27 protein-coding genes are annotated in these 26,639 nt (G+C 61.6%); 25 read left to right on the top strand and 2 right to left on the bottom strand.

The genetic code is table 11. The annotated features are described in order from the left end of the window. Positions 1-50: 50 nt before the first annotated feature. On the top strand, positions 51-1,037 hold the full coding sequence (locus K5K89_RS22295) for an XdhC family protein (RefSeq protein WP_071490510.1): 987 nt from the start codon (positions 51-53) through the stop codon (positions 1,035-1,037). Then, on the top strand, positions 1,034-1,618 hold the full coding sequence (locus K5K89_RS22290) for an NTP transferase domain-containing protein (protein WP_222540285.1): 585 nt from the start codon (positions 1,034-1,036) through the stop codon (positions 1,616-1,618). Before K5K89_RS22295 ends, K5K89_RS22290 begins: the two co-directional genes overlap by 4 nt. Positions 1,619-1,681: 63 nt before the next feature. Here the strand turns inward: K5K89_RS22290 and rne are convergent, their stop codons facing one another. Continuing rightward, positions 1,682-4,837 (bottom strand): ribonuclease E, encoded by a 3,156-nt coding sequence (gene rne / locus K5K89_RS22285; protein WP_222540284.1) that lies wholly within the window; start codon positions 4,835-4,837, stop codon positions 1,682-1,684. Between the two features lie 759 nt (positions 4,838-5,596). Here rne and rluC point away from each other — a divergent pair. From rluC to K5K89_RS22270, 3 genes are read left to right on the top strand one after another with little or no spacing between them, the layout of a single operon-like run. Next, complete coding sequence (gene rluC / locus K5K89_RS22280) at positions 5,597-6,556, top strand: 23S rRNA pseudouridine(955/2504/2580) synthase RluC (RefSeq protein ID WP_071490507.1); 960 nt, start codon at positions 5,597-5,599, stop codon at positions 6,554-6,556. After that, positions 6,543-7,205 (top strand): HAD-IA family hydrolase, encoded by a 663-nt coding sequence (locus K5K89_RS22275; protein WP_222540283.1) that lies wholly within the window; start codon positions 6,543-6,545, stop codon positions 7,203-7,205. Before rluC ends, K5K89_RS22275 begins: the two co-directional genes overlap by 14 nt. A 21-nt stretch (positions 7,206-7,226) precedes the next feature. Then, on the top strand, positions 7,227-8,210 hold the full coding sequence (locus K5K89_RS22270; RefSeq protein ID WP_092242527.1) for a S49 family peptidase: 984 nt from the start codon (positions 7,227-7,229) through the stop codon (positions 8,208-8,210). Between the two features lie 130 nt (positions 8,211-8,340). On the opposite strand, the gene K5K89_RS22265 is transcribed toward K5K89_RS22270, so the two are convergent. After that, positions 8,341-8,919, bottom strand: coding sequence for a Maf family protein (locus tag K5K89_RS22265; protein ID WP_222540282.1), 579 nt, complete (start codon positions 8,917-8,919; stop codon positions 8,341-8,343). A 105-nt stretch (positions 8,920-9,024) separates the two neighbouring features. Here K5K89_RS22265 and K5K89_RS22260 point away from each other — a divergent pair, with 105 nt between their 5' ends. The 20 genes from K5K89_RS22260 (at position 9,025) to K5K89_RS22165 (ending at position 26,592) form a co-directional block, all read left to right on the top strand. Continuing rightward, a complete protein-coding gene (locus K5K89_RS22260) occupies positions 9,025-9,555 on the top strand; it encodes a YceD family protein (protein WP_010566563.1) in 531 nt (176 codons plus the stop codon). A 13-nt stretch (positions 9,556-9,568) separates the two neighbouring features. Further along, positions 9,569-9,751, top strand: coding sequence for a 50S ribosomal protein L32 (gene rpmF, locus K5K89_RS22255; RefSeq protein WP_003179396.1), 183 nt, complete (start codon positions 9,569-9,571; stop codon positions 9,749-9,751). A 4-nt stretch (positions 9,752-9,755) separates the two neighbouring features. After that, positions 9,756-10,766 carry a phosphate acyltransferase PlsX gene (gene plsX / locus K5K89_RS22250; protein WP_222540281.1) on the top strand — a complete coding sequence of 337 codons (1,011 nt, stop codon included), beginning with the start codon at positions 9,756-9,758 and terminating at the stop codon, positions 10,764-10,766. 126 nt (positions 10,767-10,892) lie between these two features. Continuing rightward, the gene (gene fabD / locus K5K89_RS22245; RefSeq protein WP_015885433.1) at positions 10,893-11,831 is read left to right on the top strand and encodes an ACP S-malonyltransferase; all 939 of its coding nucleotides are present in this window, start codon (positions 10,893-10,895) and stop codon (positions 11,829-11,831) included. 25 nt (positions 11,832-11,856) lie between these two features. Further along, positions 11,857-12,600, top strand: a complete 744-nt coding sequence (gene fabG, locus K5K89_RS22240) for a 3-oxoacyl-ACP reductase FabG (protein ID WP_015885432.1) — start codon at positions 11,857-11,859, stop codon at positions 12,598-12,600. Positions 12,601-12,791: 191 nt separating this feature from the next. After that, positions 12,792-13,028, top strand: a complete 237-nt coding sequence (gene acpP / locus K5K89_RS22235) for an acyl carrier protein (RefSeq protein ID WP_003175607.1) — start codon at positions 12,792-12,794, stop codon at positions 13,026-13,028. A gap of 128 nt (positions 13,029-13,156) precedes the next feature. Beyond that, positions 13,157-14,401 carry a beta-ketoacyl-ACP synthase II gene (fabF, locus tag K5K89_RS22230; RefSeq protein ID WP_071490502.1) on the top strand — a complete coding sequence of 415 codons (1,245 nt, stop codon included), beginning with the start codon at positions 13,157-13,159 and terminating at the stop codon, positions 14,399-14,401. Then, positions 14,401-15,216, top strand: a complete 816-nt coding sequence (gene pabC, locus K5K89_RS22225; RefSeq protein ID WP_222540280.1) for an aminodeoxychorismate lyase — start codon at positions 14,401-14,403, stop codon at positions 15,214-15,216. The genes fabF and pabC overlap by 1 nt, the downstream gene beginning before the upstream one ends. A gap of 1 nt (position 15,217) precedes the next feature. Then, positions 15,218-16,363 (top strand): endolytic transglycosylase MltG, encoded by a 1,146-nt coding sequence (gene mltG / locus K5K89_RS22220; RefSeq protein ID WP_071490500.1) that lies wholly within the window; start codon positions 15,218-15,220, stop codon positions 16,361-16,363. A gap of 19 nt (positions 16,364-16,382) precedes the next feature. Next, positions 16,383-17,015: a dTMP kinase gene (gene tmk / locus K5K89_RS22215; protein WP_071490499.1), complete on the top strand. Its 633-nt coding sequence runs from the start codon at positions 16,383-16,385 to the stop codon at positions 17,013-17,015. After that, positions 17,008-17,997 (top strand): DNA polymerase III subunit delta', encoded by a 990-nt coding sequence (locus K5K89_RS22210; protein WP_222540279.1) that lies wholly within the window; start codon positions 17,008-17,010, stop codon positions 17,995-17,997. The genes tmk and K5K89_RS22210 overlap by 8 nt, the downstream gene beginning before the upstream one ends. A 63-nt stretch (positions 17,998-18,060) precedes the next feature. After that, a complete protein-coding gene (locus K5K89_RS22205) occupies positions 18,061-18,846 on the top strand; it encodes a TatD family hydrolase (RefSeq protein ID WP_222540278.1) in 786 nt (261 codons plus the stop codon). 449 nt (positions 18,847-19,295) lie between these two features. Then, the gene (locus tag K5K89_RS22200) at positions 19,296-19,949 is read left to right on the top strand and encodes a TetR/AcrR family transcriptional regulator (protein WP_071490496.1); all 654 of its coding nucleotides are present in this window, start codon (positions 19,296-19,298) and stop codon (positions 19,947-19,949) included. 115 nt (positions 19,950-20,064) lie between these two features. Next, positions 20,065-21,033, top strand: coding sequence for a GTP 3',8-cyclase MoaA (locus K5K89_RS22195; protein ID WP_071490495.1), 969 nt, complete (start codon positions 20,065-20,067; stop codon positions 21,031-21,033). A gap of 143 nt (positions 21,034-21,176) precedes the next feature. Then, the gene (locus tag K5K89_RS22190) at positions 21,177-21,782 is read left to right on the top strand and encodes a DUF4823 domain-containing protein (protein ID WP_071490494.1); all 606 of its coding nucleotides are present in this window, start codon (positions 21,177-21,179) and stop codon (positions 21,780-21,782) included. 16 nt (positions 21,783-21,798) lie between these two features. Next, the gene (locus K5K89_RS22185) at positions 21,799-22,359 is read left to right on the top strand and encodes a DUF1285 domain-containing protein (protein ID WP_071490493.1); all 561 of its coding nucleotides are present in this window, start codon (positions 21,799-21,801) and stop codon (positions 22,357-22,359) included. 70 nt (positions 22,360-22,429) lie between these two features. Further along, positions 22,430-23,143, top strand: coding sequence for a GntR family transcriptional regulator (locus tag K5K89_RS22180; RefSeq protein WP_092242568.1), 714 nt, complete (start codon positions 22,430-22,432; stop codon positions 23,141-23,143). Further along, on the top strand, positions 23,140-24,141 hold the full coding sequence (locus tag K5K89_RS22175) for an ADP-ribosylglycohydrolase family protein (RefSeq protein ID WP_102592265.1): 1,002 nt from the start codon (positions 23,140-23,142) through the stop codon (positions 24,139-24,141). Before K5K89_RS22180 ends, K5K89_RS22175 begins: the two co-directional genes overlap by 4 nt. Before the next feature lie 74 nt (positions 24,142-24,215). Next, a complete protein-coding gene (locus K5K89_RS22170; RefSeq protein ID WP_092242572.1) occupies positions 24,216-25,682 on the top strand; it encodes a purine-cytosine permease family protein in 1,467 nt (488 codons plus the stop codon). Beyond that, on the top strand, positions 25,675-26,592 hold the full coding sequence (locus tag K5K89_RS22165) for a PfkB family carbohydrate kinase (RefSeq protein ID WP_222540277.1): 918 nt from the start codon (positions 25,675-25,677) through the stop codon (positions 26,590-26,592). Before K5K89_RS22170 ends, K5K89_RS22165 begins: the two co-directional genes overlap by 8 nt. Positions 26,593-26,639: the final 47 nt, after the last annotated feature.

Raw genomic sequence — 26,639 nt, 5'->3', positions numbered from 1 at the left:
ACTTTTGTTTTACAGTGAATGTCTCGGTTGTAACGCTTGCAGGAGGTTATGTGGACAGTGTGGATCTGAATGTCCTGCGCAGCGTGCTCGAATGGCGCCGTGCCGGACAGCGAGTGGTGTTGTACAGCGTGGTCCAGACCTGGGGCAGCGCGCCGCGCCCGCCGGGCGCCATGCTGGCGTTGCGGGGCGATGGGGTAGTGATCGGCTCGGTATCGGGCGGGTGCATCGAGGATGACTTGATTGCACGCCTGCAGGATGGCCGGCTGCCTGAAGACGGGCCGCCGGTGCAGTTGGTGACCTACGGCGTTACCCGCGATGAAGCGGCGCGTTTTGGTCTGCCGTGCGGCGGCACCTTGCGCCTGACCGAGGAGCGGGTAGACGAGTGGGAATGGGTGGCTGAGCTGCTGGCACGGTGCGAGGCTCATCAGATCGTCGCCCGGGAGTTGGACCTGGCCACTGGCAAGGTGACGTTGAGTGGCGCGAGCAAGACCGATGTCGTCACCTTCGACGGTGAACGCCTGCGAGCCATCTATGGCCCACGCTGGCGCCTGCTGTTGATCGGTGCCGGGCAGTTGTCGCGGTATGTGGCGGAAATGGCGCGCCTGCTGGATTTCGAAGTACTGATCTGCGACCCGCGCGATGAGTTTGTCTATGGCTGGGAAGACCAGCACGGTCGCTTCGTGCCGGGTATGCCCGATGAGGCGGTGCTGAATATCCAGACCGACGAGCGCACGGCCATTGTCTGCCTCACCCATGATCCGCGCCTGGATGACATGGCGCTGCTGACGGCACTGAATTCCTCGGCGTTCTACATTGGTGCCCTCGGTTCACGGGTCAACAGCCAGAAACGCCGGGAAAACCTCGCGGCGCTGGGCTTGTCGACGGAAGCGATTGCGCGTCTGCATGGGCCGATCGGTTTGCATATCGGCAGTCATACACCGGCGGAAATCGCGTTGTCGTTGATGGCGGAAATTGTTGCGATCAAGAATGGTGTGGCGCCGATGCAGAAGAAGCCGTTACCGGTGGTGGTTGAGTGAGCATCACCGCGATTGTGCTGGCGGCGGGGCAGGGCAGCCGTTTCCGCGCCGAGGCAGGGGCTGACCAGGACAAGTTGCTGGCTGATTGTGTGGGCCTGGATGGCGTCGTTCGGCCAGTGATCGAGCAGGTGCTGAAGAATCTGCCGAGTGCCGTGGCTGATCGTTGGGTGGTGACTTCAGCCGATCGTCCCGAAGTAATTCGCTTGGCAGAGATCTACGGTTGCAAGGTGTTGCTGCTGCGCTCGGCCGGCATGGGCGACAGTATTGCCGCTGCGGTTGCAGCCAGTGCTTCGGCGAATGGCTGGCTGGTGGTGCTGGGGGATATGCCGTTTATTCAGTCATCGAGCATTGAGCGAGTGATTGCGGGGTTGGAGGAGGGTGGCATCAGTGTGCCGGTGCAGGACGGGCAGTACGGGCATCCTGTGGCATTTGGCCGGGCATTTGGGCCTGGGTTGATGGCTTTGACCGGTGATCGTGGAGCCAAGCCGTTGTTTGCCCAGGCGGCGGTGTGTGAGGTGGCGGTAGATGACTCTGGTGTGTCATGGGATGTGGACGTGCCTGCGTTGTTGCATTACCTCTAGCCGGACGAACATAAAAAAGCCCCGCCTGATCACTCAGGCGGGGCTTTTTAGTGGCTGCGGGAATCAGGCGAGAGGTTTGCTCTCGTGTTCTGCTTCCTGTGCCGCGGCGGCAGCAGCGGCAGCGGCTTCAGCTTCCTTGCGACGACGACGCACTTCACGTGGGTCGTTCGGCGCACGGCCGTTTTCGGTCAGGGCGCTGACCGGTGCAGCTTCAACCACGGGGGCAGCCACTTCGGCAGCCGCCGGCGTTTCAACCACTGGCGCTGGTTCAACGACCGGAGCAGGCTCAACCACTGGGGCTGGCTCAGCAACCACAACTTCGGCAACCGGTGCCGGCGCTTCTTCTACCGCCGGGGCAGGTGCTGGCTCTTCAACCGAAGCGGCAGGCTCGGCAGTCCATTGGAAGGCGGTCTGTTCTTCACGAACTTCACGAACTTCCGGGGCCGCTTCGACAACCGGTGCTTCAATCACTGCTTCAGCCACAGGTTGAGGCTCGACTACCGGTACTTGTTCAGCCACCGCTTCAACTTCTGGCAGGGCTTCTTGAACCGGAGCAACTTCCACTTCCGGAACAACCGGTGCTTCGATTGGGGTAGTCGCTTCAACAACCGGTGCTTCTACGACTGGGGTTTCGGCAGCAGGTGCTTCAACGACCGGCGCTTCAACCACTGGGGCCTCGGCGGCAGGCACTTCCACAACGACGGCTTCTTCAACAGTCGCGGTAGCGCGCTCAGCCTGCTCGTGCGCCTGGGCTTCAGCCGGAGCGCTGATCACCGAGCTGGCAACGGCAGCGGTAACGGCCAGGCCGGCAGCCAGTTCGGCGCCAGTCGGCTCGCTGGTAGCGGCTTCTGCGTTTTCGCCGGTCTCTTCCGAGCCTTCGATCACGTTGCCGTTGGCATCGCGTTGACGCTCACGACGGTTGCTGCGACGACGCTGGCCACGGGAGCGGCGGCGTGGACGATCGCCTTCGGCGCCTTCCTGACTGTCTTCCTGCAGTTGCTCTTCGCCGGTCAGCACTTCTTCTTCGCTGGCGGCAGCCGCTTGTTCGGCACGTGGTTGACGCTCTTCACGCGGAGCGCGAGGCTGGCGTTCTTCACGTGGCGCACGTTCTTCGCGCGGCTGGCGAGCCGGGCGTTCTTCGGCAACAACAGCTGCACCGGCAACGGCTGGCGCAGCGTCCAGCGGCTCGCGCAGTTCGCGCACACGCTCTTCGCGCTCGCCACGTGGCTTGCGGTCTTCGCGTGGGGCGCGTGGAGTACGCGGTGCGCGCTCTTCACGCGGTGCCCGTTCTACGGTCGGGGTTTCTTCACGGGCTTCGCGAGGCGCACGCTCTTCACGTGGGGCGCGTTCTTCACGCGGCGCACGCTCTTCGCGCGGCTTGCGCTCTTCGTCACGACGGCCGTTGCGGTTACGGCTCTGCTGGCGACCGTTGCGACGCTCTTCGTTGCGTGCAGGGCGCTCGGTCGCTGGTTTCTCAACCACAACCGGTGCAGCAGGCTCTTCCTTGGTGGCGAACAGGCTTACCAGCGACTTCACCAGGCCTTTGAACAGGCTTGGCTCAGGCATTACGGCCGGAGCGGCAACCGGAGCGGCAGCTTCAACCGGAACCGGTGCGTTGGCACGGGCCGGAGCGGTTTTCACGGCGGCTTCCTGGCGAACCAGGGTGCGGGTCGCGGCGGCTGGCTGGACTTCTTCCACTTCGGCGGCGGCAGCGGCGATTTCGTAGCTGGACTGGCCGCTGTGGGCTTCCGGGCTGTCATCACGCAGGCGCTGCACTTCGAAGTGCGGGGTTTCGAGGTGATCGTTCGGCAGGATGACGATACGGGCACGGGTGCGCAGTTCGATCTTGGTGATCGAGTTGCGTTTTTCGTTGAGCAGGAAAGCGGCAACCGGAATCGGCACTTGCGCGCGGACTTCGGCGGTGCGGTCTTTCAGGGCTTCTTCTTCGATCAGGCGCAGGATCGCCAGGGACAGCGATTCAACGTCACGGATGATGCCGGTGCCGTTGCAACGTGGGCAAACGATGCCGCTGCTCTCGCCCAGGGACGGACGCAGGCGCTGACGGGACATTTCCAGCAGGCCGAAGCGCGAGATGCGGCCGACCTGTACGCGGGCACGGTCAGCTTCCAGGCATTCGCGGACTTTCTCTTCCACGGCGCGCTGGTTCTTGGCTGGGGTCATGTCGATGAAGTCGATCACGATCAGGCCGCCGATGTCACGCAGGCGCAGCTGGCGGGCGATTTCTTCGGCCGCTTCCAGGTTGGTCTGCAGGGCGGTTTCTTCGATGTCGCTGCCTTTGGTTGCACGCGCCGAGTTGATGTCGATGGACACCAGGGCTTCGGTCGGGTCGATCACGATGGAGCCACCGGAAGGCAGTTCGACCACGCGCTGGAAGGCGGTCTCGATCTGGCTTTCGATCTGGAAACGGTTGAACAGCGGAACGCTGTCTTCGTACAGCTTGATCTTGCTGGCGTACTGCGGCATCACCTGGCGGATGAAGGTCAGGGCTTCGTCCTGGGCTTCAACGCTGTCGATCAGCACTTCGCCGATGTCCTGGCGCAGGTAATCGCGGATGGCGCGGATGATCACGTTGCTTTCCTGGTAGATCAGGAACGGCGCGGAACGATCCAGGGAGGCTTCCTTGATGGCGGTCCAGAGTTGCAGCAGGTAGTCGAGGTCCCACTGCATTTCTTCGCTGCTGCGGCCCAGGCCGGCAGTGCGCACGATCAGGCCCATGTCGGCCGGTGCGATCAGGCCGTTCAGCGCTTCACGCAGTTCGTTGCGCTCTTCGCCTTCGATGCGACGGGAAATGCCGCCGGCACGCGGGTTGTTCGGCATCAGGACCAGGTAACGGCCAGCCAGGCTGATGAAGGTGGTCAGGGCGGCGCCCTTGTTGCCACGTTCTTCTTTTTCGACCTGGACGATGACTTCCTGGCCTTCGCTCAGGACGTCCTTGATGTTCACGCGGCCTTCGGGGGCTTTCTTGAAGTATTCGCGGGAGATTTCTTTGAGGGGCAGGAAGCCGTGGCGCTCGGAGCCGAAATCGACAAAGGCAGCCTCGAGGCTTGGTTCGATGCGAGTAATACGGCCTTTATAGATGTTGGCCTTCTTTTGCTCGCGTGCACCGGATTCGATGTCCAGGTCGTAGAGGCGTTGGCCATCTACCAGTGCAACACGCAACTCTTCGGGTTGAGTTGCGTTAATCAGCATTCTTTTCATGTTGTACCGTCGGTTTCCGGGCTGCCGGAAACGGCGTTCGGCACACACGACTTCTCACGGTCGGTGTCAGGTGCGTCAAGAGTGGTTGGCCACTCCAGTGTCCAGCAATAACAGGCCAATTGGGCCGGTACCGCGACGGACGCGTCCTGCTTGTTAGCGGTGGTGACAAAGGCACCACTTCAACAAAAGCTAAGGTCAGGAGGAGGAATCAACCGGCGACTGTGGACGAGATGAAGCGTCTAAATATAAGCCTAGTGCTACACGGTCCGACGGTTGTGCATCTCCACCCTACACGTATCCCTGATAATTCGGGTGCTGCCGCGCGCAGAATCCGCAGCGGGTTGGCATTTACCGTGTTCTCCAATGGGGAGTCCACGCTCATGGCTAAACAAGACTAGGTGTGGGCGGTTGCGCTCTCACTCAGCTCTTAACAGGCGTTGTTTCCGAAGCATTCGCCGTGGTCTGGTCCAAGACTGACTGCACTTTGTGAACTGGCCGTAAATATCGGCGCAGAACGCGAGTATTCACTCTGCTTTCTGCACTCGCTTCAGGCCTCATGTCACCTGCGCTTGTTACAACCTTGAACCTTCCAGGGTGGCGAAAGCCCCGTAGGACGGCCTCGCGTCCTGATGAATTGCGATGGTCAGGGCCGGCAGTTTGCCGCATGTCCTCTGTCCAGGCCGCTTTTGGCGGCGTTCGCGACTATAGCAGCAATGATTAAGTGCTTCAATTCCATAAAAAATTGTTATCATCGCCGCCATGACGACTACCGCCCCCCAGACCCCCAGCGTCCAGCTGCTCGAGGTCTCGCCGGAATATGCCGGCCAACGCATCGACAATTTTCTCCTGGCCAGGCTCAAAGGCGTGCCCAAGACCTTGATTTACCGCATCTTGCGTAAAGGTGAAGTGCGGGTGAACAAGGGCCGGATCAAGCCCGAGTACAAGTTGCAGGCGGGCGATATCGTGCGCGTGCCACCGGTGCGCGTGCCTGAGCGTGACGAGCCTGTACCGTTGGCCCAGGGCTTGTTGCAGCGCCTGGAAGCCTCGATTGTCTTCGAAGACAGCAAGCTGATTGTGATCAACAAGCCCTGCGGCATTGCGGTGCATGGTGGCAGCGGCCTGAATTTCGGTGTGATCGAAGCCTTTCGTCAGTTGCGCCCGGATGCCAAGGAGCTGGAACTGGTCCACCGCCTGGACCGCGACACGTCCGGCCTGCTGATGATCGCCAAGAAACGCAGCATGTTGCGCCACCTGCACACCGCCTTGCGCGGCGATGGCGTGGACAAGCGCTACATGGCGCTGGTGCGCGGTAACTGGGCCAGTTCCATCAAGAGCGTCCGTGCGCCGTTGCAGAAGAGCAACCTGCGCTCCGGCGAGCGCATGGTCGAAGTGGATGAGGAGGGCAAAGAAGCCCTGACCCTGTTCAAGGTGCTGCGCCGTTTCGGCGACTTCGCCACGATGGTCGAGGCCAAGCCGGTCACCGGGCGCACCCATCAGATTCGTGTGCACACCCTGCACGCGGGTCACTGCATCGCGGGCGATACCAAGTACGGCGACGAAGATTTCTCCAGGGAAATCCGCGATCTGGGCGGCAAGCGCCTGTTCCTGCACGCCTACATGCTCACCGTGCCGCTGCCAGATGGTGGCGAGTTGAAGCTGCAGGCACCGGTCGATGAGATGTGGGCCAAGACCGTGGAGCGCTTGAGTGTCGCGCCTTGACTACAAACTGCTGATATTCGATTGGGATGGCACCCTGGCCGACTCCATTGGCCGGATTGTCGAGTCGATGCACGCTGCGTCGACCCGCTCGGGGTATACGCTGTGCAGTGATCTGGCGGTCAAGGGCATTATCGGCCTCGGCTTGCCTGAGGCGATTCGCACCTTGTACCCCGAGATCAGCGACGCCGAACTGGTCGCGTTTCGCGAGCACTACGCCGATCACTACATTGCATTGGAGGCCACCCCTTCGCCGCTGTTCGACGGTGTGGTGCAGTCCCTGGAGGCATTCCGTGTCCAGGGCTATCACCTGGCAGTCGCCACTGGCAAGGCACGACGTGGCCTGGATCGGGTGCTCAAGGCCCACGGCTGGGAAGATTATTTCGATATCACCCGCGCCGCCGATGAAACTGCCAGCAAGCCTCATCCTCTGATGCTGGAGCAGATCCTAGCCCATTGCGGCGTGTCGCCACGCCAGGCCTTGATGGTGGGCGATGCCTCCTTCGACCTGATGATGGCGCGCAATGCGGGCATGGACAGTGTGGCGGTCAGCTATGGCGCCCAGGCTGCCGAGGCGTTGCAGCAATATGAGCCGCGTCTGACGATTGATCATTTTTCCGAATTGCAGGCCTGGCTCAGCCGGGCCCAATAAGTCTTTGCTGGGGTTGATGGCATGAGTGATGAGTGGAAAGCGCCCGAAAAGGCTGAAAGCAGTGATGACAAAAGCTGGAAGCTGCTGGAGAAAACCCTTCTGGCCAGCGTTCAGGAGCAGCGTCGCGCGCGGCGTTGGGGGATTTTCTTCAAGCTGCTGACCTTTGTCTGGCTCATCGGCATGCTGGCGCTGTTCAGTCCACTGGTGGACATGGAAAAAAGCGCAACCCGGGGTGCCAATTACACTGCCCTGATCGAAGTGCGCGGAGTGATTGCCGACAAGGAGTCCGCCAGTGCCGACAACATTGTCAGCAGTCTGCGCGCCGCGTTCGAAGACCCTAAGGTCAAAGGTGTGATCCTGCGCATCAACAGTCCGGGCGGCAGCCCGGTGCAATCGGGTTATGTGTATGACGAGATCCGTCGTCTGCGTGGTCTGCACCCGGATACCAAGCTGTATGCGGTGATTTCCGACCTGGGCGCCTCGGGTGCCTATTACATTGCCAGTGCCGCTGACCAGATCTACGCCGACAAGGCCAGTCTGGTGGGTTCCATTGGCGTGACGGCGGCCGGTTATGGTTTCGTCGGCACCATGGAGAAGCTCGGGGTGGAGCGTCGCACGTACACTTCGGGTGAACACAAATCTTTCCTCGATCCCTTCCAGCCGCAAAAGGCCGATGAGACCCAGTTCTGGCAGGGTGTGCTCGATACCACCCATCGCCAATTCATCGCTAGCGTGAAACAGGGGCGTGGTGATCGTCTGAAGGACAAAGACCATCCGGAGCTGTTCTCCGGCCTGGTGTGGTCCGGCGAGCAGGCGTTGCCGCTGGGCTTGATCGACGGCCTGGGCAGTGCCAGTTCGGTGGCGCGGGATGTGATTGGCGAGAAGGAGTTGGTGGATTTTACGGTTGAGGAATCGCCGTTTGATCGTTTCTCCAAGCGGCTCGGTGCCAGTGTGGCGGAGAAGCTGGCCTTTTACATGGGCTTTCAAGGCCCAAGCCTGCGCTGAGCCCCAGGCTACATATAGATCAAAATGTGGGAGGGGGCTCGCCCCCGATTGCGGTGGGTCAGCTGCGGGTTAGTTGGCTGATCCTCTGCTATCGGGGGCAAGCCCCCTCCCACATTTGCTTGTGGTGTTCTCAGGGGATTTGCACGCCTTCGGCCAGCAGCATATCCACCAGGCGAATGAGGGGAAGGCCGATGAGGCTGGTGGCGTCCGACCCTTCGGTACTTTGGAACAGGCTCACGCCCAACCCCTCGGCCTTGAAGCTTCCCGCACAGTTATACGGCTGCTCGACTCGCAAATAGCGCTCGATGCGCTCTGCATCGAGTTCGCGCATATGCACGGTAAAAGGCACGCAGTCGACCTGGCAGTGCCCCGTCTTGCTGTTGAGTAGTGCCAGCCCAGTGAAGAAGCTGACGCGCTTGCCGGTGGCGGCCAACAGTTGCTCGCGGGCATTCTTGAAGGTGTGCGGCTTGCCGATGATCCGGCCATCGAGTGCGGCCACCTGGTCGGAGCCGATAATCAAATACCCCGGATGGCTGGCGGCAAGGGCGCGGGCTTTCTGTTCGGCCAGGCGCTTGACCAGTTCCTCGGCGGATTCATTTTCGTGGTGACTTTCATCGATATCCGGTGAGCTGCAGATAAACGGCAGGTGCAGGCGGCTCAGCAATTCCCGGCGATACACCGAGCTGGATGCGAGTAATAAAGGCAGCATGGGCGTCTCCTCAGGTCGGCAGCGGATTCTAGCGGGGCGACCGGCTGACGCACAGGGCTGAATTTCCTTTGACATGGCTGGGTGCATCCCTATAATGCTGCGCCTATGTTGAATGACCCGATTCCACCTCACGTTGACCCGCGCAAATTGGCTGATCGTGGCACTTCCCTTCAAGGTGAGTTGCTGCTGGCCGATTTGGAGAGACTCTGCGACCCGCTTTCCGACACTGTCGGTACGGTGCAGGCCAAATTTGTTTTTGAACGAGATGAACGTAAATCTGTGGTAATCCACAGTTTTATCGACACCGAAGTCAAAATGGTTTGCCAGCGTTGTCTTGAGCTGGTCACCCTGCCGATCCACAGCGAGTGCAGTTATGCTGTGGTGAAGGAGGGTGCGAATACCCAGTCGTTGCCGAAAGGTTATGACGTGCTGGAACTGGGCGAAGATCCTTTGGATCTGCATGCACTGATCGAGGAGGAGCTTCTGCTCGCCTTGCCCATTGTGCCTGCTCATCATCCGGAAGAATGCCAGCAGCCGGCGGGCCTCGATGACGAGCCCGAACCGAGCGAGGACGAGGTAACGCGGTCCAACCCGTTCAGTGTATTGGCGCAGTTAAAGCGTGACCCAAACGTTTAGGAGTTAATCAATTATGGCTGTTCAGCAGAACAAAAAATCCCGCTCCGCCCGTGACATGCGCCGTTCGCACGACGCTCTCGAGGCTAGCACCCTGTCCGTGGAAAAGACCACCGGTGAAGTTCACCTGCGTCACCACGTATCGCCAGAAGGCGTATACCGTGGCCGTAAAGTGATCGACAAGGGCGCTGACGAGTAATCACTTGTCTGCTCTAGTCATCGCGATAGACGCAATGGGCGGGGACTTCGGTCCCCGCAGCATTGTTCAGGCCTGCATTGCCAGCCTGTCTGCAACACCCTCGCTGCACCTGGCCCTCGTCGGCCAACCCTCCTTACTTGAAGAACTGATTGCCAGCCATCCGGCGGTGGATCGCGCGCGCCTGACGATTACGCCAGCCAGCGAATCCATCACCATGGATGAAAAGCCAGCGGCAGCCCTGCGTGGCAAGCCTGACTCTTCGATGCGGGTGGCCCTGGAACTGCTGCGTGATGGCAAGGTGCAAGCCTGTGTCAGCGCCGGCAATACCGGGGCGCTGATGGCGTTGTCGCGGTTTGTGCTCAAGACCCTGCCCGGCATTGATCGACCGGCTATGGTGGCGGCGATTCCGACGCAAAAAGGCTATTGCCAGTTGCTGGACCTGGGCGCAAACGTCGATTGCAGTGCCGAGCATCTGCTCCAGTTCGCCGTGATGGGCTCGGTGGCCGCCGAGGCGCTTGGCGTGGCCCGCCCGCGCGTTGCCTTGCTGAATATCGGCACCGAAGACATCAAGGGCAACCAGCAGGTCAAGCTGGCCGCCACGTTGCTGCAGGGCGCGCGGGGTTTGAATTACGTCGGGTTTGTCGAAGGTGACGGCTTGTACCGTGGCGAAGCGGACGTGGTGGTGTGTGACGGGTTTGTCGGCAATATCCTGCTCAAATCCAGCGAAGGCCTGGCGACCATGATCGCCACGCGTATCGAGGCGCTGTTCAAGCAGAACCTGGCATCGCGCGTTGTCGGCGCCCTGGCGCTGCCGTTGATGCGCCGCCTGCAGGCTGACCTGGCTCCGGCGCGGCATAATGGCGCGAGTTTTCTGGGGTTGCAGGGCATTGTGGTGAAAAGCCACGGCTCGGCCGGTGTCGAGGGTTTTCAAAGTGCGATCGCTCGGGCAGTGATCGAGATCCAGGAAAACCTGCCGCAACGCTTGCACGGCCGTCTTGAGGACCTGTTGCCTTAGGCGAATCGGCCCGGGAGTGCTTAAATGTGACCGGCCAGTTCAATTGACCATCCAATCTGTCAGTTTCGTGCGCTCCCACCGTAGGAGTGCGCATTTTTGACGACCAGATCATTAGGGGCTTGTTACATGTCTACATCCCTCGCATTCGTCTTTCCAGGGCAGGGTTCGCAGTCCCTCGGCATGTTGGCCGAGCTGGGCGCGCAATACCCGCTGATCCTGGACACCTTCAAGGAAGCTTCCGACGCCCTGGGTTACGACCTGTGGGCACTGACCCAGCAGGGGCCGGAAGAGCAACTCAATCAAACCGATAAAACCCAGCCGGCCATCCTGACCGCCTCGATCGCCCTGTGGCGCCTGTGGCTGGCAGAAGGCGGCGCACGCCCTGCATTCGTCGCCGGCCACAGCCTGGGCGAATACAGCGCCCTGGTTGCCGCGGGCAGCCTGACCCTGGGTGAGGCGGTCAAGCTGGTCGAGCGTCGTGGCCAACTGATGCAAGAAGCCGTTCCGGCCGGGCAGGGCGGCATGGCCGCGATCCTGGGCCTGGACGACGCCGTGGTGATCGAAGCCTGCGCCGAAGCGGCCCAGGGCGAAGTCGTCAGTGCAGTGAATTTCAATTCCCCGGGCCAGGTGGTGATCGCCGGTGCCAAGGCTGCCGTTGAGCGTGCCATCGAAGGCTGCAAGGCCCGTGGCGCCAAGCGTGCGTTGCCGTTGCCGGTGAGCGTGCCGTCGCACTGCGAGCTGATGCGCCCGGCGGCCGAGCGTTTTGCCGAGTCCATCGCCGCCATCAACTGGCAAGCGCCGCAGATCCCGTTGGTGCAGAACGTCAGCGCCGCCGTGGCTGCCGACCTCGAAACCCTCAAGCGCGATCTGCTGGAGCAGCTCTACAAGCCGGTACGCTGGGTTGAATCGGTCCAGACCCTGGCCGCCAATGGTGCGACTGAACTGGTTGAGTGTGGTCCGGGCAAAGTCCTGGCCGGCCTGAACAAGCGCTGCGCCGACGGCGTGTCGACTGCCAACCTCAATACCCCTGACGCCTTTGCTGCCGCTCGCGCGGCACTGGCCTGAATCCCTGAACTTAGGAGAAGCCTGCATGAGTCTGCAAGGTAAAGTTGCACTGGTCACCGGCGCAAGCCGTGGCATTGGCCAGGCGATCGCCCTGGAGCTGGGCCGTCAGGGCGCCGTTGTGATCGGCACCGCTACTTCCGCCTCGGGCGCCGAGCGTATCGCCGCGACCCTGAAGGAAAACGGCGTGCAAGGCACCGGCCTGGAACTTAACGTGACCAGCGATGAGTCCGTGGCTGCCGTTTTGGCCGAGATCACCGCACAGTTCGGCGCGCCGGCGATTCTGGTGAATAACGCCGGCATCACCCGCGACAACCTGATGATGCGCATGAAAGACGACGAGTGGTACGACGTGGTCGACACCAACTTGAACAGTCTGTTTCGCCTGTCCAAGGGCGTTTTGCGCGGTATGACCAAGGCGCGTTGGGGCCGAATTATCAATATTGGCTCCGTAGTGGGTGCCATGGGCAACGCAGGCCAAGTAAACTACGCAGCCGCCAAGGCCGGTCTGGAAGGTTTCAGCCGTGCATTGGCACGTGAAGTCGGCTCGCGGTCGATTACGGTCAACTCGGTGGCTCCAGGGTTCATCGACACCGATATGACCCGCGAATTGCCGGAAGCACAGCGTGAAGCGTTGCTGACGCAGATTCCGCTGGGCCGTCTGGGCCAGGCTCAAGAGATCGCGAATGTGGTCACTTTCCTGGCATCCGACGGTGCGGCATACGTGACTGGGGCTACAATCCCGGTGAACGGCGGGATGTACATGAGTTAAATTGTGACGGATCGCTTCAAAAATATGTCATACGAGCTGTCTAAAATCCGTTATAAAGCTGCAACTTAATTTATAGGCAGGTGGCCGACCGGGTACAGGGTGAAGCTTTCAGTTGAAAAGCTGAAAAGGCTTTCTATACACTTACCCACTGGCCAGCTGCCTGAATTTGTCCATTAGGAGTTAAACAAGGTATGAGCACCATCGAAGAGCGCGTCAAGAAAATCGTCGCCGAGCAACTGGGCGTTAAAGAAGAAGAAGTGGTCAACACTGCTTCCTTCGTAGAAGACCTGGGTGCCGATTCCCTTGACACCGTTGAGCTGGTGATGGCTCTGGAAGAGGAATTCGAGACCGAAATCCCGGACGAAGAAGCTGAAAAAATCACTACTGTTCAAGCTGCTATCGACTACGTTACTAGCCACCAGGCGTAATAGTTTGTAGTCGTCGCTTGCTGTCAGGGAAAAACCGCACTGCTGTAACGGCGTGCGGTTTTTTCTTTAGCCCTGATGAAAAGTACGCGCTGAAGCAAAAGTGTCGTCATTAGAAAAAGGAGAGTGCTGTGTCGCGTAGACGCGTCGTAGTCACCGGTATGGGTATGTTGTCGCCACTGGGCACGGATGTGCCAAGCAGTTGGCAGGGCATTCTGGCTGGCCGCAGTGGTATTGGTCTGATCGAACACACGGACCTTTCTGCCTATTCCACCCGTTTTGGCGGCTCGGTAAAGGGTTTCAATGTCGAGGAATATCTCTCGATCAAGGAATCCCGCAAACTCGACCTGTTCATTCAATACGGCCTGGCAGCCGGTTTTCAGGCGGTGCGTAATGCCGGCCTGGAAGTCACCGACGCCAACCGTGACCGCATCGGCGTGGCCATGGGGTCGGGTATTGGCGGTTTGACCAATATCGAAGAAACCAGCCGCACGTTGCACGATTCCGGCCCCCGTCGAATTTCGCCGTTCTTCGTCCCGGGCTCGATCATCAATATGATTTCCGGTTTCCTGTCCATCCACCTGGGCGCACAGGGACCTAACTACGCCATCGCCACGGCGTGCACCACCGGCACGCACTGCATTGGCATGGCGGCGCGCAATATCGCCTATGACGAAGCCGACGTGATGATCGCCGGTGGCGCCGAAATGGCGGCCTGCGGCCTCGGCATGGGCGGCTTCGGCGCGTCCCGTGCGCTGTCGACGCGCAACGACGAGCCGACCCGCGCCAGCCGTCCATGGGACAAAGGCCGTGACGGTTTCGTGCTGTCCGACGGTGCCGGCGCCCTGGTGCTGGAAGAGTTGGAACACGCCAAGGCGCGTGGTGCCACCATCTACGCCGAGCTGATTGGCTTTGGCATGAGCGGTGACGCCTACCACATGACCTCGCCACCGTCCGACGGTGCCGGCGCCGCGCGTTGCATCACCAACGCCCTGCGCGATGCCAAGGTGAATGCGGACCAGGTGCAGTACATCAACGCCCACGGGACTTCGACTCCGACGGGCGACCTGGCGGAAGCCGAGGCCATCAAGTCGGTGTTCGGTGAGCACGCCTATAAGCTGGCGGTCAGCTCCACCAAGTCCATGACCGGTCACCTCTTGGGTGCGGCGGGCGCGGTCGAGGCGATCTTCAGTGTGATGGCCATCAAGGATCAGGTCGCGCCGCCGACCATCAACCTGGATGAGCCTGACGAAGGCTGCGACCTGAACTTCGTGCCTCACGAAGCGCAGCCGATGCCGATCGACGTGGCGATCTCCAACTCGTTCGGGTTTGGCGGCACCAACGGTTCCCTGGTGTTCCGCCGGTTCGCCGAGTGATGCACAGCTGGGTCGACGGTCAGCCAGCGGACAGCGTGCCCCTGAAAGATCGTGGCCTGGCGTATGGCGATGGGCTGTTCGAGACCATCGCCGTCAAGGCCGGGCAGCCGGTGCTGCTCGACCGTCACCTGCAACGCCTCGACGAGGGTTGCAGGCGCCTCGCCTTGGTTGCGGATCCGATGGTGATCCGCAGCGAAGTGCTGGCCTACGCCACCGCCCTTGGCGAGGGTGTCCTCAAATTGATCCTGACCCGTGGCGACAGCCTGCGCGGTTATGGCATCAACCCTGGCGCACCGGTGCGCCGTATCTTGCAGGGCAGCCCGCCTGCTACTTATCCCAGCGCTCATGGAACCGATGGCATCCGCCTGTTTCCCTGTGCCACCCGCTTGGCCGAACAGCCGTTGCTGGCTGGTCTCAAGCACCTCAACCGTCTGGAACAGGTGATCGCCCGCGCCGAGTGGCAGGACACCAAGCACGCTGAAGGCTTGATGCTGGATGTGTCCGGTCGCGTGATCGAAGGCGTATTCAGCAACCTGTTCCTGGTGCGCAATGGCTTGTTACTAACCGCTGATCTGACGCGTTGCGGCGTGGCCGGGGTGATGCGTGCCGAGATTCTGGCCCAGGCACAGACCCTGGGCGTCCCGGTGGCCGTGGCCGACATCAGTGTCGAGCAGTTGCAGCAAGCCGACGAAGTCTTCGTGTGTAACAGCGTTTATGGCATTTGGCCGGTGCGCGAGTGCGCTGCGATGAGCTGGTCGGTTGGCCCGCTCACCCGTAAACTGCAGGGCATTGTTCGCGCGCTATTGGAAATTTGAGTTGATACGAAAACTGGTTGTACTGCTGCTGATCGGTCTGTTCTCGGCGGCTTTGCTGTTGGGTTATGGCGCCTGGAAATACGACGCTGCCCTGAAGCAGCCCTTGAAGCTGACCCAGGAGCAATTGCTCGACGTACCGGCAGGGGCGACCCCCACCGGCACCTTCAATCGCCTGGAAGCTGACGGCGTACTGGATGGTGCCTTCTGGTTGCGCCTGTACTGGCGCTTCAACCTGGACGGCCAGCCATTGCACAGCGGCGAATACCGCATGACGCCCGGCATGACGGCGCAAGGCTTGATCGGCTTGTGGCAGCGTGGCGAAGTGGTGCAATACAGCCTGACGCTGGTCGAAGGTTGGAACTTCCGCCAGGTACGCTCGGCCCTGGCCAAGCATGAAAAGATCGTGCAGACGCTGTCGGGCCTGAGCGACAGCGACGTCATGGACAAGCTCGGTCACCCTGGCGTGTTTCCAGAAGGGCGGTTCTTCCCCGATACCTACCGTTTCGTGCGTGGCATGACCGACGTCGAATTCCTGAAGAAAGCCTACAACCGCCTGGACGACGTACTCGCCCAGGAATGGAGCAAGCGCGCTGCCGACGCGCCTTACACAGACCCTTACCAAGCGCTGATCATGGCCTCCCTGGTGGAGAAAGAGACGGGTGTGCCTGAGGAGCGTGGGCAGATTGCCGGGGTATTTGTGCGGCGCCTGAAGGTCGGCATGCTGCTGCAGACCGACCCGACGGTGATCTACGGCCTGGGTGAACGCTACAACGGCAAGTTGACCCGCGCGCACCTCAAGGAAGCCAATCCCTACAACACCTACATGGTCGCCGGCCTGCCGCCGACGCCCATTGCCATGGTCGGCCGCGAGGCGATCCATGCCGCGCTGAACCCGGTGCCGGGCAGCAGCCTGTATTTCGTTGCCCGTGGCGATGGCAGCCACATTTTCTCGGATAACCTGGATGCGCATAATGCCGCCGTGCGTGAGTTCCAACTCAAGCGACGCGCCGATTACCGCTCCAGCCCGGCGCCGGTGGTGAAGCCTGCCGAAGACGCAACGCCACCGGCGGATGTGCCCGCCGAGGCGCCGGTAGAAAAGCCGGCCGACCCTGCTCCGGACGCTACCGCGCCGCAAAGCCCGCAATAATTCTGACTAAGGACTGCCTGTGACTGGCTTGTTTATTACCCTGGAAGGCCCCGAAGGCGCCGGCAAAAGCACCAACCGCGATTACCTGGCCGAGCGCTTGCGCAGCGAAGGCATCGAGGTGGTGTTGACCCGTGAGCCCGGTGGCACGCCGCTGGCCGAGCGTATCCGCGAAGTGCTGCTGGCGCCGGGTGACGAGCAGATGAACCCGGACACCGAGCTGCTGCTGGTGTTCGCCGCCCGTGCCCAGCACCTGGCCGAGGTGATCCGTCCGGCCCTGGCCCGTGGTGCCGTGGTGATTTGTGACCGTTTCACCGATTCTACCTACGCCTACCAGGGCGGCGGTCGGGGCTTGTCCGTGGAGCGCATCGCCACCCTGGAAACCTTTGTCCAAGGCGACTTGCGCCCTGACCTGACCTTGCTGTTCGATCTGCCGGTGGAAGTCGGCATGGCCCGTGCCAGCGCCCGTGGCCGCCTGGACCGCTTCGAGCTGGAAGGCGATGGGTTCTTCAACGCGGTACGCAGTGCATTCCTCACACTTGCCAAGGCGGAGCCCGCGCGGTACTCCCTGCTGGATGCAGCCCAGCCGCTGGCGCAGGTGCAGCAGGCCATCGACGCGCTGCTACCCGAACTGCTGGAGCGCGCCCGTGGCTGAAGCCTACCCGTGGCAGGACAGCCTGTGGCAACAACTGGCCGGCCGTGCCCAGCACGCCCACGCCTACCTGTTGCATGGGCCGGTGGGGATCGGCAAGCGAGCGTTGGCCGAGCGCCTGATGGCAAGCCTGCTGTGCCAGCGCCCGATCAATCTTGAGGCCTGCGGCGAGTGCAAGTCCTGCCTGCTGCTCAAGGCCGGCAGCCACCCGGATAACTACCTGCTGGAACCCGAGGAAGCCGACAAGGCAATCAAGGTCGACCAGGTGCGCGACCTGGTCAGCTTCGTGGTACAGACCGCACAGATGGGCGGACGCAAGGTGGTGCTGATCGAGCCGGTGGAGGCGATGAACATCAATGCTGCCAACGCCTTGCTCAAAAGCCTGGAGGAGCCGTCCGGCGATACGGTGTTGTTGCTGGTGAGTCACCAGTCCAGCCGTTTGCTGCCAACCATCCGCAGCCGCTGCGTGCAGCAGGCGTGCCCGCTGCCAAGCGAGGCCATGAGTCTTGCGTGGCTGGCGCAGGCGTTGTCGGAGTGCTCCCAGGACGAACGGGTCGAGTTGCTGACCCTGGCCGCCGGTTCGCCGTTGGCGGCGGTGAAGCTGCAGGTCCAGGGCGTGCGTGAACAACGTGCGCTGGTGGTGGAGGGGGTCAAGAAACTGATCAAGCAGGAAGTGTCCGCCACCCAGCTGGCAGAAAGCGCCTGGAAGGACATCCCCCTGCTGTTGCTGTTCGACTGGTTCTGCGACTGGTCAAGCCTGATCCTGCGCTACCAGCTGACCCAGGATGAAAACGGTCTGGGCCTGCCGGATATGCGCAAGGTGGTGCAGTACCTGGCGCAGAAAAGTGCCCAGGACAAGGTGCTGGCGATCCAGGACTGGATCCTCGCCCAGCGCCAGAAGGTGCTCGGCAAGGCCAATCTCAACCGCGTGCTGCTGCTTGAAGCGTTGCTGGTGCAATGGGTCGGTTTGCTCGGACGCCGTTAATTTCCGTGGCCGGCGGGTGTATCGTCGGCCAGACACTTTTCGTGACTGAAGTTGTAGACTCCTATGATTGTAGATTCCCACTGCCACCTTGACCGCCTCGACCTGGCCCAGCACGGCGGTTCCCTTGACGCTGCCCTCGACGCCGCACGCCAGCGTGGGGTAGGGCACTTCCTGTGCATCGGCGTCAGCGCGGAGAATGCAGCGGACGTCAAATCCCTGGCCGAGCGTTATGCCGATGTGGATTGCTCGGTGGGCATCCACCCGCTGGACCTCAAGCCCGGTGAAGCCCCGGCACTCGACTGGCTGCTGGGTGAACTCAATCACCCGCGCGTGGTGGCCATTGGCGAAACCGGCCTGGATTACCACTACGAACCCGAAGCCGCCGAGTTGCAGCAGGCTTCGTTCCGCCTGCACCTGCAAGCCGCCCGGCAGACCGACAAACCGGTGATCGTCCACACCCGTGGCGCCCGTGCCGACACCCTGACCCTGCTGCGCGAAGCGGCATTGCCCCAGGCTGGCGTGTTGCATTGCTTTACCGAAGACTGGGACATGGCCAAGGCGGCGCTGGACCTGGGGTTCTATATTTCGCTGTCGGGCATCGTCACCTTCCGCAACGCCGACGCCCTGCGTGATGTCGCACGCCAGGTGCCCGCCGACCGCCTGCTGGTGGAAACCGATTCCCCGTACCTGGCTCCCATCCCCCATCGCGGCAAGCCGAACCTGCCGGAGTATGTGCGCGACGTGGCGGATTACCTGGCGATGCTGCGCGGTGAGTCTTACGAGCGTTTTGCCGAGCAGACCACTGAAAACTTCAAGCGCCTTTTCCCACTGGCCCACGTCGCTTCTTGATGCGAGGGTCAAATCGCAGGCAAAAAAAACCCGGGTTCTGGGGGGGTGAATCCGGGTTAAGACCATTAGGAGTAAAACAAGGGTACGCGGTCCGTTGGTACCCAGGTCGGCGCTTCACTTGGGGGAGATGTCACGCCGACAGTTCAAGTATTGATCAGTATCCGATTCAGTCCAGTCGCGGCTGATCGTTTTTTAAACAGATTTGGAATACGCGCGCTTCGCTTGAGTTCTCATCAGGTCGGTGCACGTGTGCAGTTGTTGCGTATTATTTCTGACTGATATCAATGAAAACGTTGGTGTGCTGAAAGTAAAGTGCATTCCGGGTTCACATAGACATTGCCCAACGACCGTTCAGTCGGGATAATCCCTCGCACCGGGTAAATCGTATCGCCACGTATCCGTGGCCCTGCGCAACCCTCCCTAATCCGACCTTTGCAGACCTCTTCCTCATGCACAAAGAACCCCGTAAGGTCCGTGAGTTTCGCCGCCGTGAGCAGGAAATTCTCGACACCGCACTCAAGCTGTTCCTTGAACAAGGTGAAGACAGCGTTACCGTCGAGATGATCGCGGATGCCGTGGGTATCGGCAAAGGCACGATCTACAAGCACTTCAAGTCCAAGGCCGAGATCTACCTGCGCCTGATGCTCGACTATGAGCGCGACTTGAACGAGCTGCTGCATTCGGCCGATGTCGACAAGGACAAGGAAGCCCTGTCCCGTGCCTACTTCGAGTTCCGCATGCGTGACCCGCAGCGCTATCGCCTGTTCGACCGGCTGGAAGAGAAGGTGGTCAAGGGCCACCAGGTGCCGGAGATGGTCGAGGAACTGCACAAGATCCGCGCCTCGAACTTCGAACGCCTGACTCTGCTGATCAAGGGGCGCATCAGCGAAGGCAAGCTCGAAGATGTGCCGCCGTATTTCCACTACTGCGCCGCCTGGGCTTTGGTCCACGGTGCCGTGGCGCTGTACCACTCGCCGTTCTGGAGCAACGTGCTGGAAGACCAGGAAGGTTTCTTCCAGTTTTTGATGGATATCGGCGTGCGCATGGGCAACAAGCGCAAGCACAGCAGTGAGCAGCCACCGGCAGAAACGCCTGCCACGTAATGATTTGCTGCCACGCGTAGTACCCCAGGAATATACTCAGGCATGGACTCTTGCTAAAAGCTGATTTATCAGTCAGCTTTTAGCGCGCCCGAATCATCCTCTGCCGGAGTGATCCATGATCGTTGATCGTCAAGGCAGGCGTTTTCGCAATTTGCGGATCAGCCTGACCTCAGCCTGCAATTACGCGTGTACCTACTGCGTGCCTAACGGCAAGCGGCTGGTGGCTGCCCAGGACGAACTCTCCGCCGAGGCCATGGCCCGTGGTGTGGAATACCTGATCGAAGCGGCGGGCATCGACCGCCTGCGCATCACCGGCGGCGAGCCGCTGGTCAGCCCCAAGCTGGAAGCGTTCATGGGCGCCGTGGGGGGGATGGGGCTCAGCGATATCAGCCTGACGACCAATGGCCAATTGCTCGCGCGCAAGCTGCCGTTGCTGGTGGAGGCCGGGATCAAGCGCATCAACGTGTCCCTCGATACCCTCGACGCAGATGCCTTCCGCAGCATTGCCCGTGGTGGCGACCTGGCCACTGTGCTCGACGGTATGGACCAGGCCCGCGCTGCAGGCATCAAGATCAAGGTCAATATGGTGCCGTTACGCGGCCAGAACCTCGACCAAGTCATGCCGCTGCTCGACTATTGCCTGGAGCGTGGCTACGAGCTGCGCTTTATCGAGTTGATGCGCATGGGCCACCTGGCCAAGGACTCCAACGCGTTCCTGCAGCAGTTTGTCAGCCTGCAACAACTGCTGGGTTTGATCGGTGAGCAGCATGAATACCTGCAAGCCAATGCGCCTGTGGATGCCACTGCCGTACGCTACGAAATCCCCGGTAAAGGCTTCTTTGGTGTGATCGCCAACGAAAGCGTACCGTTCTGCCGCACCTGCTCACGGTTGCGCTTGTCGTCCACGGGTTGGTTGCATGGCTGCCTGTCGTCGAGTAACCGTCACTACGTCGGCGACCTGCTGGACAAGCCGCGCCATCAAGCACTCCCGGCCTTGCAGGGGCTGTTGATGAAGGCGTTGGGTGACAAGCAGGAGGTGGCTTTTTCTGGCGGCGCCACCATCATGAAAATCATCGGCGGCTAACCAACCCGCAAAGCCAGCACGCAACCAACTGTGGGAAGGGGCAAGCTCCTCCCACATTTGTCATAGGTTGCTGCCAAATGGCGCAAAACCTGCATCACACGCCCATTCGCCGGTTTTCCGTCACCGGCTTCTGGAGGATTAGGATGCGTAGTGTGGTTTTGTTGCTGGCGTCGTTGACGCTGAGTGGCTGCATGACCGTCAGCGATATGGCCGAAGGTACCCGCTATCAGATGAGCGACGCCGGTTTGCTGGACCACAGCGATACCCGCCGTACCGCCTCGGTACGCATACAGCCGGACTCCTTTGTCTTTATCGCCCAGGGCGCCTTTGTGCCGCCGGGCAGTGCCTACCCGCGGCCGAACGTGGTGGCCGAAGAAGCCTTCAATGGCTTTGTCGAGTACTTCCCCATGGTGCGCCGCGCCCGTCAGCCTGAAGGCCTGGAGCAGGCCATGGCCGAAGCCCGCGCGGCGGGCGCTCACTACCTGCTGTACTGCCGTTTCGCCAAGGCGGATGACCGCATCGGCAACGCGGATGAATGGGCCGACCAGGAAGCCCTCGACCGCGTCGGCCTGGACAGCGGCGTCATCCAGATCATGTTGATCGAGACCAGCACCCAGTATTTGATTGATACTGCACGTATACGCAGTCGTGGCGGTTTACTGACGTTTCACGACAACAAGCCAGAAGACCTGATTGCCCGCCCCCTGGCGCAGTACGCCCGCGGCCTGTTGGGGATGAGCAATCCATAAGACCCAGGAGAACCCCATGACCGATTCCGCCAAGGCCAACGACCTGTTGGCCCAGTTGCCCAAGGGCAAGGGTCCGGCCCCGGTGCACCTGTGGAACCCGGACTTCTGCGGCCATATCGACATGCGTATCGCCCGTGATGGCACCTGGTTCTATCAAGGCACGCCGATCGGGCGCAAGCCGATGGTCAAGCTGTTCTCCAACATCATCCGTCGCGATGGCGATGATTACTTTCTGATTACCCCCGTGGAAAAAGTCGGCATCACCGTCGATGATGCTCCGTTTGTCGCCATTACCCTGGAAGTCGAAGGGCAGGGCGAAAGCCAGGTGCTGCGCTTCACCACCAACGTCGATGACCAGGTCGAAGCCGGCCTCGAACACCCGCTGCGGGTCGTGATCGATCCTGTGACCCAGGAGCCTGCACCCTATCTGCGAGTGCGCAGCAACCTCGAAGCCCTGGTGCACCGCAATGCGTTCTACCAGTTGGTGGAGTTGGCAGTGAGCCGTCCGATCAACGGTCAGAACTGGCTGGGCGTCTGGAGCGCAGGGGAGTTTTTCCCTATTGGCCTGGAGCCCTGACGCCGGTTTTATCATCTCCCTGAAATAATTCGCTTGCTGCACATGGGCGCTTTGCGTTATCAATTTGTACATGATTAGACATGTTCGATTTGATAAGAAAAAACGCGTCGTCGACGAGCTCATCCGCCGTATCGAGGGTGGGGTGATGGCCGACGGTTTCCTGCTGCCTGGCGAGCATCAATTGGCCGAGGAGTTCGCGGTGAGCCGCGGCACCCTGCGCGAGGCCTTGGCCGAACTCAAGCGGCGCAACTACATCGCGACCCAGAGCGGCGTCGGCTCCATCGTGACCTTTGACGGCATGGTGCTCGACCAGCGCAGTGGCTGGGCCCAAGCCCTGGCGGACACCGGTGCGAAGGTCAACACCGATATCCTGCGCCTGGAAGCGGTGACCCGCCCGGACCTGCTCAGCCGTTTCGGCAGCGACCAATTCATTGCCCTCGACCGCCGCCGTCGCACTACCGATGGCACTGCCGTGTCCCTGGAACGCTCGCTGATGCCCGCTTCCGGAGGCCTGGAGGGCCTGCCAAGAGTAGGCCTGATCGATAATTCCCTGACCATCACCCTGGCCGCCTACGGATATGTCGGCGCCGAAGGGGACCAATGGATCGGTGCCGAGCCCCTCAGCGATGAAGACGCCGAGTTGCTTGGCCGCCCAGCCGGTACGGTGTTCCTCAAGGCTTCGCGTACCACCTACGACCGTCGCGAACGTTTCATGGAGTATGTCGAAAGCTTGCTCGACCCTCTGCACTTTCGCCTGCACCTGCAATTTGGAAACTCGAAATGACCCCGCTCAATCGCGCCCTCGGCGCGTTCTACGGCCTGGCCTTGGGCGATGCCCTGGGCATGCCGACCCAGTCCTTGAGCCGCGAGCAGGTGCGTGCGCGTTTCGGTGCCATCACCGGCCTGGAAAACGCCGATGCCGACCAGCCCATCGCACCGAACATGCCCGCCGGCTCCATCACCGATGACACCGAACAGGCCATCCTGGTGGGCGAGTTGCTGGTGGAAGGCCGAGGCAAGATCGAACCCACTGTGCTTGCCCAGCGCCTGATCGACTGGGAAGCGGTGATGCGTGCCAAGGGCTCGCAGGATTTGCTCGGCCCCTCCACCAAGCGTGCAATCGACATGATCCTCGCCGGCCACACCCCGGAAGAGTCCGGCCGCTACGGCACCACCAACGGCGCCGCGATGCGCATCACGCCGGTGGGGATTGCCGCCGATGTCAGCGACCCGGCGCAGTTTATCCAGGCGGTGATCCAGGCCTGCCAGGTCACCCACAACACCACCCTGGGTATTTCCAGCGCGGCGGCGGTGGCGGCGGTGGTTTCGGCCGGCATCAACGGCGTGGACCTGGGCGAAGCGTTGAACATCGGCACCCAGGTTGCCCAGCAGGCCGAAGGCCATGGTCACTGGATCGCTGGTGGGCGGATTTCCACGCGCATCAGTTGGGCGCGGACCTTGAGCGTCGGCAGCGGTGACAAGGCCCTGTTCGCGGACCTGTTGTACGAATTGATCGGCACCTCCGTCGCGTCCCAGGAGTCGGTGGTGGTGTCGTTCGCCCTGGCCCAGCAAGTGGCGGTGGGCGAAATGAATGCCTTCGAGGCGTTGTGCCTGGCGGCCAGCCTTGGCGGCGACACTGACACCATCGCGGCGATTCTCGGCGCCATGCTCGGCGCGTGCCTGGGCATGCAGTGCTGGCCCGAGGCGATGATCGAACAGGTCAAGCAGGTCAATGGCCTGGATCTGCAATCGCTGGTTCAAGAGCTGTTGAAAATGCGCTGAGTCAGGACGACCGGAAGATTCGCTTTGTATACCTGCCACAACCACAACAATACAGGCACTTGGAGCACCCCCTCATGAGCAGTACATCTTCCGGTCAAAGCGCCGGGCAATTGGAAACACGCGGCATCGAACCGGTCCCGGAAGGCGAGTGCAACGGCCACCCGCTGCAACTGTTCTGGGTGTGGTTCGCGGCCAATATCAGCATCCTCGGCTTGCCGCTCGGCGCCACGCTGGTCGCGTTTCGCGGCCTGGCGATCTGGCAGGCCATCATCGTGGCGATCCTCGGCGCCGCCGGCTCCTTTGCGGTGGTCGGCATCATCTCCATCGCCGGCCGTCGCGGCCGTGCGCCCAGCCTGACGCTGTCCCGCGCCATCTTCGGTGTGCGCGGCAATATCGGCCCGACCCTTGTGTCGCTGATGTCGCGCCTGGGCTGGGAAACCGTCAACACCACCACGGCGGCCTTTGTGCTGCTGTCGTTGTGCTCGATCCTGTTCGGCTCGCCGGTCGAAGCCAAAAGCGCACCGGTGCTCACCCTGGTCTTCATCGCCATCTTCGTGCTGCTGACCTTATCGGTATCCGGGCTGGGCCACGCCACCTTGCTGGTGATCCAGAAGTGGGCCACCTACGTGTTCGGCGCGTTGAACATCCTGGTCGGCGGCTTCCTCTGCGCCACGATCGACTGGAGCGCGGTGTTCAACGCTACCCCGGCACCGTTGAGCGCGATGATCATCGGCATCGGCACCATGGCCGCCGGCACGGGTATCGGCTGGGCCAACGCCGGCGCGGACATGTCGCGCTACCAGCACCGCAGCGTCAAGGCGGTGCGCCTGGTGGCGTCGGCGGCGTTCGGTGCGGGCATTCCGCTGGTGCTGTTGATCACCCTCGGCGGCCTGTTGTCGGTGGGCAACAATGACCTGGCTTCGGCCACCGACCCGATCGTCGCGATCCGCGACATGCTGCCGACCTGGATGGCCGTGCCATACCTGATCACCGCGTTCGGTGGGTTGCTGCTGTCCAACAACCTGTCGGTGTACTCGGCGGGCCTCACCACGCTGACCCTCGGTTTGAAGGTCAAGCGCGTGCATGCGGTGATCGTCGATATCGTGGCGATCTTCGCCGGCTCCATCTACTTCATGCTGATCGCCGACAGTTTCTACGGCCCGTTCATCACGTTCATCTCTTTGCTGGCGGTGCCGATCACGGCATGGGTCGGCATCTTTGTGGTCGACCTGATCCACCGTCACTACTACAGCGCCAAGGACCTGCTGGACGTGAGCCCAAGCAGCGCCTACTGGTATCGCGGCGGTGTGGAGTGGCGTGCCTTCGGTGCCTGGGCCGTGGCGATCGTGCTGGGCTTCAGCTTCACCACCATCGGCACCACCGCCGAGAACATCTGGTTCGCCGGGCCTTTGTCCGACTCCTGGCTGGGCCACAACGGTCTGGGCTGGATCGTCACCTTCCTGGTGGCCGGCGGGATTTATGCGGTGCTGGGCGGTGCGGCTGACCGTCGCCCGGCTTTAGTCGAGAGCCCTAATGTCTAGATTGCTGCACACCGGCCAGGTCATCGTCGACCTGGTCATGGCCCTCGATACCTTGCCCGCAACCGGCGGCGACGTGCTGGCGCAATCGGCCAGTTTCGAAGCCGGCGGTGGCTTCAACGTGATGGCGGCTGCGCGGCGCAATGGGTTGGCGGTGGTCTACCTGGGCCGTCACGGCAACGGGCGCTTCGGCGACCTGGCACGCGCGGCGATGCAGGCGGAAGGTGTCGAAATCGCCCAAGCCGCCAGCACGGATAAAGATACCGGTTTGTGTGTATCGCTGACTGAGGCCACCACCGAGCGCACGTTCATTTCCCATATCGGTGCTGAAGGCGAGTTGAGCGCCGACGACCTGGCGCGGGTGGTTCCACAGGCGGACGATTATGTGTATGTGAGTGGCTACAGCCTGTTGCTGGAAGGCAAGGCGCAGGCTCTGCTCGACTGGTTACTGGCCCTGCCTCGCGATATCCAGGTGGTGTTCGACCCGGGGCCGTTGGTGAAGGCACCGGATTCGGCGCTGATGGTGGCGCTGTTGCCGCGTATCGATATCTGGACCAGTAACGGCCCTGAAGCACTGGCGTTTACCGGGGCGGAAACGGTTGCAGAGGCGCTGGTCGACCTGAGCCGTCATCTGCCCGGCGATGCCTTACTGGTGGTGCGGGATGGGCCGAATGGCTGCTGGGTGAGCCGCAATGGCCAGGCGGAGCATGTGCCGGGGTTCAAGGTGGCGGCGGTGGACAGCAATGGCGCAGGGGATGCCCACGCCGGGGTGTTTATTGCAGGGTTGGCCGATAGCCTGGCACCTGCCCAGGCAGCGCGCCGGGCGAACGCAGCAGCAGCGCTGGCCGTGACACGCTGGGGGCCGGCTACATCGCCTGGCAGCGCAGAAGTCGACGCCTTGCTGCGGGAATAGGGTAGGGTCAAAAAATGTGGAGGGGGCAAGCCCCCTCCAACATTTGA

It is taken from the genome of Pseudomonas sp. DR208 (assembly GCF_019823005.1).
GTDB lineage: Bacteria > Pseudomonadota > Gammaproteobacteria > Pseudomonadales > Pseudomonadaceae > Aquipseudomonas > Aquipseudomonas extremorientalis.
The sequence above is the reverse complement of the archived record's forward strand: the minus strand, read 5'-3'. Positions and strand labels throughout refer to the sequence as shown.